Origin of the sequence: Ectopseudomonas khazarica, from assembly GCF_004521985.1 — a bacterium.
GTDB lineage: Bacteria > Pseudomonadota > Gammaproteobacteria > Pseudomonadales > Pseudomonadaceae > Aquipseudomonas > Aquipseudomonas khazarica.
This window is the reverse complement of the sequence record NZ_SBHZ01000008.1, coordinates 13,605-26,689: the sequence shown is the minus strand read 5'-3', so window position 1 is coordinate 26,689 and position 13,085 is coordinate 13,605. Positions and strand designations below refer to the sequence as shown.

At 66.6% G+C, this 13,085-nt stretch carries 10 protein-coding genes; 9 read left to right on the top strand and 1 reads right to left on the bottom strand.

The window, feature by feature from the left end; genetic code table 11:
* Entirely contained in the window at positions 1 to 669 is a 669-nt protein-coding gene (gene qhpE, locus EPK82_RS11940; RefSeq protein WP_134676844.1) for a subtilisin-like serine protease QhpE, read from the top strand.
* A complete protein-coding gene (qhpG, locus tag EPK82_RS11935; RefSeq protein WP_134676704.1) occupies positions 666 to 1,967 on the top strand; it encodes a flavin-dependent monooxygenase QhpG in 1,302 nt (433 codons plus the stop codon). Before qhpE ends, qhpG begins: the two co-directional genes overlap by 4 nt.
* Before the next feature lie 15 nt (positions 1,968 to 1,982).
* Here qhpG and EPK82_RS11930 read toward each other — a convergent pair whose 3' ends face one another.
* Complete coding sequence (locus EPK82_RS11930) at positions 1,983 to 3,476, bottom strand: aldehyde dehydrogenase family protein (RefSeq protein WP_134676703.1); 1,494 nt, start codon at positions 3,474 to 3,476, stop codon at positions 1,983 to 1,985.
* Between the two features lie 401 nt (positions 3,477 to 3,877).
* Between EPK82_RS11930 and peaA the strand changes: the two genes are divergently transcribed.
* From peaA to EPK82_RS11895, 7 genes are all read left to right on the top strand, one after another.
* Complete coding sequence (gene peaA / locus EPK82_RS11925) at positions 3,878 to 5,443, top strand: quinohemoprotein amine dehydrogenase subunit alpha (RefSeq protein ID WP_134676702.1); 1,566 nt, start codon at positions 3,878 to 3,880, stop codon at positions 5,441 to 5,443.
* A 75-nt stretch (positions 5,444 to 5,518) separates the two neighbouring features.
* Positions 5,519 to 6,949 carry a quinohemoprotein amine dehydrogenase maturation protein gene (gene peaB / locus EPK82_RS11920; RefSeq protein WP_134676701.1) on the top strand — a complete coding sequence of 477 codons (1,431 nt, stop codon included), beginning with the start codon at positions 5,519 to 5,521 and terminating at the stop codon, positions 6,947 to 6,949.
* A 1-nt stretch (position 6,950) separates the two neighbouring features.
* Complete coding sequence (qhpC, locus tag EPK82_RS11915) at positions 6,951 to 7,274, top strand: quinohemoprotein amine dehydrogenase subunit gamma (RefSeq protein ID WP_037047810.1); 324 nt, start codon at positions 6,951 to 6,953, stop codon at positions 7,272 to 7,274.
* A 29-nt stretch (positions 7,275 to 7,303) separates the two neighbouring features.
* Entirely contained in the window at positions 7,304 to 8,428 is a 1,125-nt protein-coding gene (gene peaD / locus EPK82_RS11910) for a quinohemoprotein amine dehydrogenase subunit beta (protein ID WP_134676700.1), read from the top strand.
* A gap of 135 nt (positions 8,429 to 8,563) precedes the next feature.
* Positions 8,564 to 10,246 carry an AMP-binding protein gene (locus EPK82_RS11905; protein ID WP_134676699.1) on the top strand — a complete coding sequence of 561 codons (1,683 nt, stop codon included), beginning with the start codon at positions 8,564 to 8,566 and terminating at the stop codon, positions 10,244 to 10,246.
* Between the two features lie 72 nt (positions 10,247 to 10,318).
* The gene (locus tag EPK82_RS11900; protein ID WP_134676698.1) at positions 10,319 to 11,341 is read left to right on the top strand and encodes an AraC family transcriptional regulator; all 1,023 of its coding nucleotides are present in this window, start codon (positions 10,319 to 10,321) and stop codon (positions 11,339 to 11,341) included.
* A 112-nt stretch (positions 11,342 to 11,453) separates the two neighbouring features.
* Complete coding sequence (locus EPK82_RS11895) at positions 11,454 to 13,073, top strand: AMP-binding protein (protein ID WP_134676697.1); 1,620 nt, start codon at positions 11,454 to 11,456, stop codon at positions 13,071 to 13,073.
* Positions 13,074 to 13,085 lie beyond the last annotated feature (12 nt).

Here is a 13,085-nt window from a genome sequence, read left to right as displayed (position 1 = left end):
ATGGACAGCACGCTGCGTATCGGCTTCGTCGACAGTGGATTCGCCCCGCATCAGGCCGCCCGCGTCAGCCATGCCCGGCGCTTCTGGCTGCAGCACGAGGTGCTGGAGCAGGGCGAGCCCCTGCCCGATGCCCTGGGGCATGGCACTGCGGTGCTCGATGCGCTGTCCTCACCGGCAGAGCGGGCTTGCATCTATAGCGCCCAGGTGTTCGCCGGGCATTGGCAGACCAGTCCGCTGCAGATTGCGGCGGCCCTGTACTGGCTGCTGGAGCAGGACGTGCGCCTGATCAACCTGAGCCTGGGCCTGCGCAGTGACCGCCCGGTGCTGCGCGAGACCTGTGCCGAACTGCAGGCCGTCGGCGTGATCCTCTGCGCCGCCAGCCCGGCGCAGGGCGAGCCGGTCTACCCGGCCAGCTATCCCGGGGTCATCCGTATCAGTGGCGACGCACGTTGTCAGGCCGGACAGTGGTCCTGGCTGAACAGCGCCCAGGCCGATTTCGGCGCCCAGGTTCGCGGTCCTTCGGGACTGGCCGGGGCCAGCCTGGCCTGCGCGGCGCTCAGCGGGCAGATCGCCGGCTACCTGGCGCAGCATCGCAGCGCCGATCGGCAGGCGGTGTACGACTGGCTGCGCCATGAGGCGGCGCATCTCGGCCCGGAGCGGCGCCGGTGAACGCGCCACGGATCGCGGTGCTCGGCGCAGGGCCGGCCGGCTGCGCGGTGGCGCTGGGCTTGCAGCGCCTGGGCTACCGGGTCTGGGTGATCAGCGAGTGGCGTCGTTTCGCTGCGGTGGAAGGGGTGTCCGCACGGGTGCTGGAGGGGTTGCGTCAGGTCGGCCTGCACCAGGCGCTGGCCAGTGCGGCGCCGCCGACGCCGCGTCGGGTACGCTGGAGCGGTGTGGACCAGCTACTCAACGACGAGCGCCTGCTGGATCGCCCGCTGTTCGACGCGGCCCTGCGCCGCGACCTGGCGGACGCTGGCGTCGAGCTGCTGCAGGGGCGGATACGCCAGCTCGGGCAACAGGGCGAGCAGCAACGGATCGTGCTGGAGGATGGCCGGTCGCTGCTGGCGGACTTCCTGGTGGAAGCCCGGGGACGTCAGGCACCGCTGGGCGAAGGGCGCCTGCGTGGGCCGGAGACTCTCAGTCTGCTCAGCAGCTGGCAGGCTGAGCCGGGCCGTGCAGGTTCGGCCGTCGAGAGCCTGGCAGATGGCTGGGCCTGGATGGCGGCGCTGGCCGATGGCCGCTGCTACTGGCAGATCACCCTGGACGCCGCTGCCGCCGAACTGCCCCCGCGCGACGAACTGCCAGCCTATTGTGCGGCGCGGCGCCAGGCATCGGCGCTGGTCCAGGCCTTGTTCGGCGATTCGGCCAACGCCGCTGCGCCGGTGCATGCGCGCAGCAGCACGGCGATTCTGCCCCGGCAGGTGGTGGGACCGGGCTGGATTCGCGTTGGCGATGCGGCGATGGCGGTCGATCCGTTATCGGGCAACGGCGTGTTCCAGTCGCTGTCCTCGGCGTTGCAGGCCCCGGCGGTGATCAACACCCTGCTGCAGCACCCCGAACGCACGCAACTGGCCTGCCGCTTTCACCAGCAGCGCATCGAGCATCTGTTCATGCGTTTCGCCCGGACCGGGCGTGACTTCTATACGGCGGAGCCGCGCTGGGCCGATGCTGCGTTCTGGCGCGCGCGGCGTGGCTGGCCGGACGCACAGCCACTGCATGTCGACGCCGATATCGCCCGGCTGCAGGTGGCGAGCATGCCGGTGCTCAACGATGGCCTGATCGATGAGGCCGAGGTGGTGCTGACGGCCGATCAGCCGCTGGGGATCTGGCACATCGACGGAGTGGCACTGGCGCCCATCGTACGCAGCCTGCAGGCGGGGCGCCTGGAGGCTGCGCTGGCCGCTCTGGCACCCGCATCGCGGCGGACTGTCCAGGGCTGGCTGCTGCAGCAGGGCTACCGGCCCTGATCGGGCCGGACCATGTCACAGCTTGATCAGCACCGATTTCAGCTCGGTGTAGTGGTCGATGGCGGCTGCGCCCATTTCCCGGCCGACGCCGGAGAGCTTGTAGCCGCCGAACGGCAGGGCCGGATCGAGCGCGCTGTGGCAGTTGACCCAGACCGAGCCGGACTTGATGCGCGGAATCATCCGGTGCACCGAGGCCAGGTCGTTGGACCAGATGCTGGCGCCGAGGCCGTAGGGGTTGTCGTTGGCCAGGCGCACGACCTCGTCGATGTCCTCGAACGGCATGGCGACCAGCACCGGGCCGAAGATCTCCTCCTGCACCAGGCGATGCTGCTGGTCGACGTCGACGATCACCGTCGGCTTGACGAAGTAGCCTGGGCCGAAGCCCTTGCCACCACAGGCGATGGTGGCACCCAGTTCGCGGCCGAGGTCGATGTAGCCGGTGACGCGCTCCTGCTGCCTGGCGGAGATCAGCGGGCCCATCTGCACGCTGGGGTCGAGGCCGTTGCCCAGTTTCATGCCGTTGGCGATGCCGGCGATGTCGGCAACCACATTGTCGAAGTGCTTGCGGTGCACGTACAGGCGCGAGCCGGCGCAGCACACCTGGCCCTGGTTGAAGAAGATCGCGCTGGCAGCGCCGGCCGCGGCCTCGGCGAGGTTGGCGTCGGGCATGACGATGGTCGGTGACTTGCCGCCCAGTTCCAGGGTCACGCGGGTCATGTTGTCCATGGCGGCCTTGCCGATCTGCTTGCCCACTTCGGTCGAACCGGTGAAGGTCAGCTTGTCCACACCCGGATGGCGGGTGAGGGCGACGCCGGCATTGAGGCCGGTGCCGGTGACCACGTTGAACACCCCGGCCGGGTAGCCGGCCTCGAGCACCAACTCGGCCAGCTTGAGAGCGGTCAGCGGCGTTTCATCGGCAGGCTTGAGCACCAGGGTGCAGCCGGTGGCCAGCGCCGGGCCGAGCTTCCAGCAGGCCAGCAGCAAGGGGAAGTTCCAGGCGACGATGGCGCCCACCACGCCGACGGCTTCGCGGCGGATGAAGCCATGGAAGTCCTCGCCCGGCATCAGCGGCAGCGAGGGCTCGACCGTGCTGCCTTCGATCTTGGTGGCCCAGCCGGCCATGTAGCGGAGGAAGTCGATGGCCAGTTGCACGTCCATGACCTGAGCCACGGCGGCGCTCTTGCCGTTGTTCAGACACTCCAGCTCGGCCAGCTGCTGCGCATCGCGCTCCATCAGCTCGGCCAGGCGCCACAGCAGGTTCTGGCGGTCGCGCGGGCGCATGCGGCTCCAGGCCGAGTCATCGAAAGCCCGGCGGGCGGCGCGGACGGCGCGGTCGACGTCGTCGGCACTGGCCGAGGGCACCTGACCGATGACCTCGCCGGTGGCCGGGTTGCGAAAGTCCAGGGTGGCCCCGCTGATGGCGTCGCACCATTCGGCGCCGATCAGCATCTGCAGCTTGCGGTTGAGGAAGGCGTGGGTCTGGGGCAGGACGGGCAGGTCGGCAAACATTGGGGGTACCTCTGCTTATTGGAGTCGCGGTGACCTTTCGCAACCCTCGTGCCAATGCTCGATCTGCGAGGTAAGAGATTGATATGGAAAGAAAAGGTTCGGAGATTCGTGCTCTGTCGCGGCAGCCCGCTGTTGCAGATTGAGACGGCCTGAGACGGGCCTGGGACGGCCTCGGCGTCCCGCATCGGAGAAGCCTGGGTGCGTTCGTCTCAAGCTGGAACAGCCTGTCGCGAATTTAGACGCCGCAGGCTCGATCCCGTCGGCCAGAAAACCCTCGTTTTACCGCTAAGTCCTTGCTGCGAATGCATTTGTCCCTGTGTGGCACGCAATGTGTATTTGCTCTGGCCAGGCGCACCTGCTCGGGGTGCGGATCATAAGAACAACACCGTGGAGGTCTGACCTTGAAGACGACTCGACTCCGGCAGCGTGCGGGCATCCTGGCTCTGGCCATGACCTCGCTGATGCTCGCCCAGGCCCAGGCAGCGCAGGAGGGGCAAGCCCTCCTCGAGTCCAAATGCGTGGGCTGCCATATTCCCGAAGGCGGCGACGCCATCAGTCGTATCAGCCACCAGCGCAAGACCCCCGAGGGCTGGCTGATGAGCATCGCGCGCATGCAGCTGATGCATGGCCTGAACATCGCCGATGACGAGCGCCGCACCCTGGTCAAGTACCTGGCCGACAAGCAGGGCCTGGCCCCGGATGAAACCGAGGGGGTGCGCTACGCCATGGAGCGTCGCCTGAACACGGTCGAGACGTTCGACGAGCAGTTGAGCCAGACCTGTGGCCGTTGCCACTCCGGGGCCCGTGTCGCCCTGCAGCGCCGGCCGGCCAAGGAGTGGGAGCATCTGGTCCACTTCCATCTGGGGCAGTGGCCGTCGCTCGAGTACCAGGCGCAGGCGCGTGACCGTGACTGGCTCGATCTCGCCCTCGCGGAGATGGTGCCGGAGCTGGCCAAGCGCTACCCGCTGGACAGCCAGGCCTGGTCCGAATGGCAGAAGGCCAGACCCGAGGCCAAGGTGTTGCTGGGCCAATGGGCGTTCAGTGGGCACATGCTGGCCAAGGGTGATGTGCGTGGCGTAATGACGGTGAGCGCCGACACGGGTGACACCTTCAAGGTCGAGGTCAACGGCCAGTACGCCGATGGCACGCCCTTCGTCGGTGGCGGTTCGGCCATTCTCTACAACGGCTACGAATGGCGCGGCAACGTGAAGATCGGTGACACCCGCATGCGCCAGGTCTTCGCGGCCCTGAACGGCGAGATGAAAGGGCGCATGTTCGATGCCGAGCATGACGAGCGTGGTCTGGACTTCAGTGCCGCCCAGCAAGGCCAGGCCAGGTTGCTGGCCGTGCAGCCGGCGTATGTCAGGGCCGGTAGCGAAGTCGAGCTGACCCTGGTGGGCAGCGGCTTGCAGGGCAGCGTGCAGCTCGGTGCGGGCCTCGAGGTGGTGAAGGTACTCGAGGCCACCCCGACGCAGGTGCGGTTGCGGGTCAAGGCCGCAGCCACGGCTGCGCCGGGCCGTCGCAGCGTCGTACTGGGCGATCTCGGGGGCGTCGACCTGGCGGTGTACAAGGACATCGCCGAAGTGAAAGTGGTGCCCGCGTTCTCCATCGCCCGCGTGGGCGAGAACGGTGGTTCGACGCCCAAGGTGCAGGGACGCTTCGAGGCCGAGGCCTGGGGCAGGGATGACGAAGGTCAGCCCTACCGGATCGGCTACCTGCCGGCCAAGTGGTCGGTACAGCCCTTCGATGAGCGCGCCAGGGAAGACGAGGACGTGAAGTTCGCCGGGCAGATGCAGAAGGACGGCGTGTTCGTCCCTGGCGCTGCTGGTCCCAACCCGCAGCGCAAGATGATGACCAACAACGCCGGCAACCTGAAGGTGATCGCCGAGCTGGAGGAGGGTGGCCAGAAGGGTGAAGGCCAGCTGATCGTCACCGTACAGCGTTGGAACAACCCGCCGCTGCCCTGAGGGGCAACGGCCCGGGCGGGGCCACGCCCTGCCCGGATTCGCAACGACGATTGGGAAAACTTCCGGGAGGTCGCCATGGGCGCAATCTTGAATCTGGTCGAGCGCAACCTGCACGAAGTGCGAGTGGATGCCGACCGCATGCTGTTCCACATTCCGAGCAGTTCGCTGTTCGCCGCCGATGACGTGACGGGCGGCATCATCGACGCGCTGCGTCAGCAGAGCTGCTCGTCCGAAGACCTGGTGCGGCGTCTGGCCGACCGTTTCGCCGGGCAGGCCATCGATGAAACGCTGCGCGAGCTGATCGCGCTGGAAGTGGTCAGCGACGGCTCGCCACTGACGCCGGAAATCGGCATCGCCAGGGTCGAACGCACGGCGCTGAACACGGTGGTGCTGAACGTCAACACCGGCTGCAACCTGAGCTGCACCTACTGCTACAAGGAAGACCTGGACAAGCCCTCGGCCGGCAAGAAGATGCAGGCGCAGACCGCCGAGGCCTCGGTGGAGATGCTGCTCAAGGAGTCGCCGGACGAGCCGCGCTACAGCGTGGTGTTCTTCGGCGGCGAGCCGCTCTCCAACCGGGCACTGATCGAGCACATGGTGGACTACTGCGAGCGGCGTTTCGCCGAGGCGGGCAAGCAGGTGGAGTTCATCATGACCACCAATGCCACATTGCTCACCGAAGAGATCATCGACTACCTCAATGCCCATCGCTTCGGGTTGTCGATCAGTATCGACGGGCCGAAGACGGTGCACGATCGCAACCGCATCACCGTGGGCGGGCAGGGCACCTATGACGTGGTGCGGCGCAAGGTCGACCTGCTGCTGTCGCGCTATCGCAGCCGTCCGGTGGGGGCGCGGGTGACCCTGACGCGCGGCATCACCGATGTCGAGACCATCTGGAACCACCTGTTCAACGAACTGGGTTTCGCCGAAGTCGGCTTCGCGCCGGTCACCTCGGGAGACATGGCCGACTACAACCTGACCGCTGAGGAACTGGTCGAGGTCTTCGCCAACATGAAGGCCCTCGGCCGGCGCTACCTGGACGCGGCGCTGGAACACCGCAACATCGGCTTCTCCAACCTGCACCAGCTGATCACCGACATCCATGAAGGGCACAAGAAGGCGCTGCCCTGCGGCGCCGGCCTGAAGATGCTGGCGGTGGACCACAAGGGCGAGCTGAACCTCTGCCACCGTTTCACCGGTTCCAGCATGCCGACCTTCGGCAATGTGCACAGTGGCGTGAAGCAGGTCGAGCTAAACGATTTCCTGTCCCAGCGCCTGGATCGCTCGGGCACCGGCTGCGACAGCTGCCGCATTCGCAACCTGTGCTCCGGGGGCTGTTATCACGAGAGCTACGCCCGTTACGGCGACCCGACTCACCCGACCTATCACTACTGCGAGCTGATGCGCGACTGGGTGGACTTCGGCATCGAGGTCTACAGCCGTATCATGGCCGTCAACCCGGCCTTCATCAGCAGTTACATCTCTCCGCGGAAGGCGCACTGACATGAAACATCTGAAGCCGCTCAACAACAAAGCACAACTGCTCGAACAAGCTGCAGCCGAAGATCGTATCGAAGAGGTCGTGGCCATGAGCGCCGTGGCCGGCTGCACCGCCACCACCGATCCGGGCTGGGAGGTGGACGCCTTCGGCGGTGTGAGCTCCCTCTGTCAGCCGATGGAGGCCGACCTCTACGGATGCTCCGACCCTTGCTGGTGGCCGGCTCAGGTGCCCGACATGATGAGCACCTATCAGGACTGGAACGCCACTGCCCAGGATTCGTCGCAGGACTGGCGCAACCTCAACACCGTATTCCCGAAAGACAAATGACCGGCGCGCAGAACAAGAGGGGACAGCGTATGAAACTCCAAACCATCGCCAGCCTGGCGACCGTCGTCGCCGGGCTCGCCCTGGGCAGTCATGCCAATGCTGCGGCGCAGGCCGGCCCGGCACTGAAAGTCGGTCAGGAATACCTGATCGCCACCAACTATCCGAACAACCTGCATGTGGTCGATCTGGCCAGCGACAGCCTGTACAAGACCTGCCAGCTACCCGATGCGTTCGGCCCCGGTACCGCGATGATGGCGCCGGACAACAGGACGGCGTACTTGCTCAACAACCACTACGGCGACCTCTACGGCATCGATCTGGACGATTGTCGCACGGTGTTCCACGCCCGGCTGTCGCGCAGTCCGGGGGAAAAGGTGCGCTCGATGTTCTCCTTCGCCCTCAGCCCGGATGGCAAGGAGCTTTACACCTCGGTCAACCCGACGCAGATGATGAGCGATCACTATGTGGTCAAGCCGCCGCGTCTGGAGGTGTTCGATACCGCCGCCGGGCTCGATGCCCAGCCGCTGCGCAGCTTCCCGATGCCGCGCCAGGTGTACCTGATGCGCGCCGCCGATGACGGTTCGCTGTTCGTCGCCGGGCCGGACATCTACAAGATGGACGTGCATACCGGCCAGTACGAGGTGGCGGTGCCCCTGCGCAACTGGCAGCGGCCGCTCTACAGTGCACCGGACGTGCTGTACTTCTGGCCGCACCAGACCGCGATGCACGATTTCTCGATGCTCTACACGGCAGCCCGCTTCCAGGATGACACGCAAGACCTGGCGAGCGCCGACTACCGCTACGGCTACCTGAGCATCGACCTGAAGACCGGCAAGGCGGTCGTGGAGGATTTCGCCTCGCTGACCGAGCTGTACTTCACCGGCCTGCGCTCGCCCAAGGATGCCAACCAGATGTTCGGCGTACTCAACCGCCTGGCCAAGTACGACATCAAGGAACAGAAGCTGATCAAGGCTGCCAACCTGGAGCACACCTACTACTGCATCGCCTTCAACACCGAGGGTAGCAAGCTGTACCTGGCCGGCACCTTCAACGACATCGCGGTGTTCGACCCGGATACGCTGGAGAAGATCAAGAACATCAAGCTGCCAGGTGGCGATATGGCGATCACCACCACTCAGGTATTTACTCGATAAGGTTGCTCGCAGTGGCGAAGGTCGCATACCCATGCGACCTTCCGCTGTGATAATCGACAGGTTCCGCGGCCCGTGCCCCAATGGCTGGCCGCCTGTTCAGCGACGATCCCATTACAAAGACAAGAAGGGAAAGCCATGAATCACCCGAGTTACACCCGCGGGCGGCAGGACAAGGACTTGCTCGCCATGACCATCGGCGCGGCGTTCGACGCCACGGTCGCCCGGTTCCCCGAGCGTGAGGCGCTGGTCGTGCGCCATCAGGGCCTGCGTTACAGCTGGCGAGAGCTGGCCGAGGTGGTAGAACGTCATGCCCGCGCCCTGCTCGCCCTCGGCATCGAGAGCGGCGACCGCCTGGGAATCTGGGCACCGAACTGCGCCGAGTGGTGCATCACCCAGTTCGCCAGCGCCAAGATCGGTGCCATCCTGGTCAACATCAATCCCGCCTATCGCAGCAGCGAGCTGGAGTACGCGCTGAAGCAGTCCGGCTGCCGCTGGGTGATCTGCGCCGATGCCTTCAAGACCTCCGACTACCATGCGATGTTGCTCGGCCTGGTGCCGGAGCTGGCGGACGCCGAGCCGGGCCGGCTGCAGTGCGAGCGCCTGCCGGAACTGCGTGGCGTGGTCAGCCTCGCGGCCAATCCACCCGCGGCATTCCTGTCCTGGGCCAGCCTGCAGGCAAGCGCCGCTTCGGTCCCTGTCGAGGCGCTGGCCGAGCGCCAGGCCAGCCTGCAGTTCGATGACCCGATCAACATCCAGTACACCTCCGGCACCACCGGCTTCCCCAAGGGGGCCACGCTGAGTCACTACAACATCCTCAACAACGGTTACATGGTGGGCGAGAGTCTCGGCCTCACCGAGCACGACCGCCTGGTGATCCCGGTGCCGCTGTACCACTGCTTCGGCATGGTGATGGGCAACCTGGGCTGCGTGACCCATGGCTCGACCATGATCTACCCGAGCGATGCCTTCGATCCGCTGACCACCCTGCAGACCGTGGCCGAGGAAAAGGCCACTGCCCTGTATGGCGTGCCGACCATGTTCATCGCCGAGCTGGACCATCCGCGGCGCGGCGAATTCGACCTGTCCAGCCTGCGCACCGGCATCATGGCCGGCGCGACCTGTCCGATCGAGGTGATGCGCCGGGTCATCAGGGAAATGCACATGAGCGAGGTGCAGATCGCCTACGGCATGACCGAGACCAGCCCGGTATCGCTGCAGACGGGCCCCGAGGACGAGCTGGAGCTGCGCGTGACCACCGTCGGCCGCACCCAGCCCCAGCTGGAGAGCAAGATCGTCGACAGCGACGGCAGGATAGTGCCGCGCGGCACCATCGGCGAGCTGTGCACGCGCGGCTACAGCGTGATGCTCGGTTACTGGAACAACCCGCAGGCCACGGCCGATGCCATCGACCCCGGGCGCTGGATGCACACCGGTGACCTGGCGTCGATGGACGACAATGGCTACGTCTGCATCGTCGGGCGCAGCAAGGACATGATCATCCGCGGTGGCGAGAACATCTATCCGCGCGAGCTCGAGGAGTTCTTCTTCACCCACCCGGCGGTGGCCGACGTGCAGGTGATCGGCATTCCCTGCGAGCGCTACGGCGAGGAGATCGTCGCCTGGGTCATGCTGCACCCCGGCCATGAACTCGGCGAGGAACAGCTGCGTGCCTGGGCCCGGGAGCGCATCGCGCACTTCAAGGTCCCGCGTCACTTCCACTTCGTGGACGGCTTCCCGATGACGGTCACCGGCAAGATCCAGAAATTCCGCATGCGCGAGATCAGCATCGAGCGCCTGGCCCAGGTACAGAGCGGCTGAGTGACGGTGGCGATTGCCAGCGCGGTGTTGCCCTGCGACAGTGGCGGCTCGTCAGGCGTTGCAGGGAAAGACATGACGGCCATCGTCGCCGAGAAAGGCACCATCTCCGTCCAGCTGGTGGCCGAGGCACTGCTCGAGTGGCGCCACCGCGGCCTGCCGGAGGCGCCGTTGCTGGCGCAAGCCGGCATCACACCGGGGCAGCTGCTGCGACCTTATGCGCGGGTCTCGGCATCGGCCTACGCCCAGCTGTGGCGGGCCATCGCCCTGGCCATGGACGACGAGTTCTTCGGCATGAATGCGCGGCGCATGAAGTCTGGCAGCTTTGCCTTCATGGCCCGCACGGCGCTGCGCGAGGCCGACCTGGGCAGTGCACTGGAGAGCATGCTGGGCTTTCTCGGCCTGATCTTCGATGACCTGCGGCCGCGCCTGGAGCGTCAGGGCAGCCTGGCGCAGATCGTCCTCGACGAGTCTGGCGAAGTGCCGGGGCGGGCATTCTCCAGCTTCACCCTGTGGCTGATGTTGCACGGCCTGGCCTGCTGGCTGGTGGGGCGGCGCATCGCCATTCTCAGCGTCGAGCTGCGCTGCGCCATGCCGGATTACTGCGGCGATTACCGGGTGATGTTCAGCGACAACCTGCGCTTCGGGCGCGCCAGCAATCGCCTGCTGTTCAACGCCGACTGCCTGGACTTGCCGCTGCGTCGCACTGAGCGTGAGCTGCGCCGCTTTCTCGCCGGTGCGCCGGGCAACATCCTGGTGCGCTATCGCGACCCGCAGAGCCTCGGCGCGCGCATCAAGGCCTACCTGCGCAGCCTCAACGCCGGGCGCTGGCCCGATCTCGACGCCCTGTCCGGGCACTTCTACATGGCGCCTTCGACCCTGCGCCGCAAGCTGGCCCAGGAAGGCCAGTCCTACCAGGGGCTCAAGGACCAGGTGCGCCGCGACCTGGCCATCGCGCGCCTGGACGAGGGCGCCAGCCACTTCGCCGAGCTGGCCTACGAGCTGGGGTTCGCCGACACCAGCGCCTTCTACAAGGCCTTCAAGAAGTGGACCGGCACCACCCCGGGACAGTATCGCGCCCTGGAGGGCGTGGACTGAGCGGCGCTGTCAAAAACGCTCGGTTCGATCGACCTGTTTCGACATTGCCGCCTCGCGGCCCCTGGCGCGACCATCGTGGCACTCCAACAACAAGAACACCGGAGGCTACCCGATGCGCGACTACTTCACCGCTGCCCGCGAGTTCGATTACGCCAGTGCCGCTTCCAGCACCCTGGCCGGCGACCTCGACGCCCTGAATGCCTGTGTCGAATGCTGCGACCGCCATGCCCAGCCAGGGCGCGTCGCGCTGCTCTGGGAGGGGCGCAACGGCGAGCGTGCCGAGTGGACCTTCGCCGCCCTCAAGGACGCCGCGTCGCGTTTTGCCAACCTGCTCCAGGCCCGTGGCGTGGGCCCCGGCGATTGCGTCTCGGGCATGCTGCCGCGCACGCCGGAACTGCTGATCACCATCCTCGGAACCTGGCGCGCGGGCGCGGTGTACCAGCCGCTGTTCACCGCCTTCGGGCCCAAGGCCATCGAACACCGCGTGCGCAGCGCCGGCAGCAAGCTGGTCGTCACCGATCTGTCCAATCGCGCCAAGTTCGACGAGGTAGCGGACGCGCCGCCGGTGCTGACGGTGGGTGACGATTTCCAGGCCGAGCTGCAGCGCCAGCCGGAACACTTCGAAGCGGTCATGCGCAAGGCGTCCGATCCCTTCCTGCTGATGTTCACCTCCGGCACCACCGGCCTGGCGAAGCCGCTGGCGGTGCCGCTGAAGGCCATCGTCGCCTTCGTCAGCTACATGCGCGAGGCGGTCGACCTGCGCGCCGAGGATCGCTTCTGGAACCTGGCCGATCCAGGCTGGGCCTACGGTCTCTACTACGCGGTGACCGGGCCGTTGGCGATGGGTCATGCCACGCTCTTCTACGAAGGCGGTTTCAGCGTCGAAAGCACCTGCCGGATCATCCGCGACTACGGCATCAGCAACCTGGCCGGCTCGCCCACCGCCTACCGCCTGCTGCTGGCGGGCAAGGGCGAGGTGGAAGCCGCGATCAAGGGGCAGTTGCGCGCCGTCAGCAGTGCTGGCGAGCCGCTGACCCCGGAGGTGATCCGCTGGTTCGCCGAAGGGCTCGGCTGCGTCATCCACGACCACTACGGGCAGACCGAGCTGGGCATGGTGCTGTGCAACCACCACGCGCTGCAGCACCCGGTGCGCCCGGGCGCCGCCGGGTTCGCCATGCCCGGCCACCGTGTCGTGGTGCTGGACGAGCAGCAGCGCGAACTGGCGGTCGGCCAGCCCGGCATCCTCGCCCTGGACATGCCGCGTTCGCCGCTGTTCTGGTTCCCCGGTTATCAGGGCCTGGAAACCCGCGCCTTCGTCGGCGACTACTATCTGAGTGGTGACACCGTCGAGCTCAATGCGGATGGCAGCATCAGTTTCGTCGGCCGCGCCGATGACGTGATCACCACCTCCGGCTACCGCGTTGGCCCCTTCGATGTGGAGAGCGCGCTGATCGAACACCCGGCGGTGATAGAGGCCGCCGTGGTCGGCAAGCCCGACCCGGAGCGCACCGAGCTGGTCAAGGCCTTCGTCGTGCTGCATGCCGGCCATGCCGCCGACGCCGCACTGGCCGAGGGGTTGCAGCAGTACGTGCGCCAGCGCCTGTCCGCCCATGCCTATCCGCGCGAGATCGAGTTCGTCGCGGAGCTGCCCAAGACCCCGAGCGGCAAGATCCAGCGCTTCCTGTTGCGCAACCAGGAAATCGCCAAGGCCCAGGAGGCCGCCGCTCACTGATTCGAAGGAGTA

Excerpts from the sequence above, each read along its gene's own strand:
- qhpE (WP_134676844.1), top strand. The coding sequence starts at position 1 with ATGGACAGCACGCTGCGTATCGGCTTCGTCGACAGTGGATTCGCCCCG.
- EPK82_RS11930 (WP_134676703.1), bottom strand. The coding sequence starts at position 3,476 with ATGTTTGCCGACCTGCCCGTCCTGCCCCAGACCCACGCCTTCCTCAAC.
- peaB (WP_134676701.1), top strand. The coding sequence starts at position 5,519 with ATGGGCGCAATCTTGAATCTGGTCGAGCGCAACCTGCACGAAGTGCGA.
- qhpC (WP_037047810.1), top strand. The coding sequence starts at position 6,951 with ATGAAACATCTGAAGCCGCTCAACAACAAAGCACAACTGCTCGAACAA.
- peaD (WP_134676700.1), top strand. The coding sequence starts at position 7,304 with ATGAAACTCCAAACCATCGCCAGCCTGGCGACCGTCGTCGCCGGGCTC.
- EPK82_RS11905 (WP_134676699.1), top strand. The coding sequence starts at position 8,564 with ATGAATCACCCGAGTTACACCCGCGGGCGGCAGGACAAGGACTTGCTC.
- EPK82_RS11900 (WP_134676698.1), top strand. The coding sequence starts at position 10,319 with ATGACGGCCATCGTCGCCGAGAAAGGCACCATCTCCGTCCAGCTGGTG.
- EPK82_RS11895 (WP_134676697.1), top strand. The coding sequence starts at position 11,454 with ATGCGCGACTACTTCACCGCTGCCCGCGAGTTCGATTACGCCAGTGCC.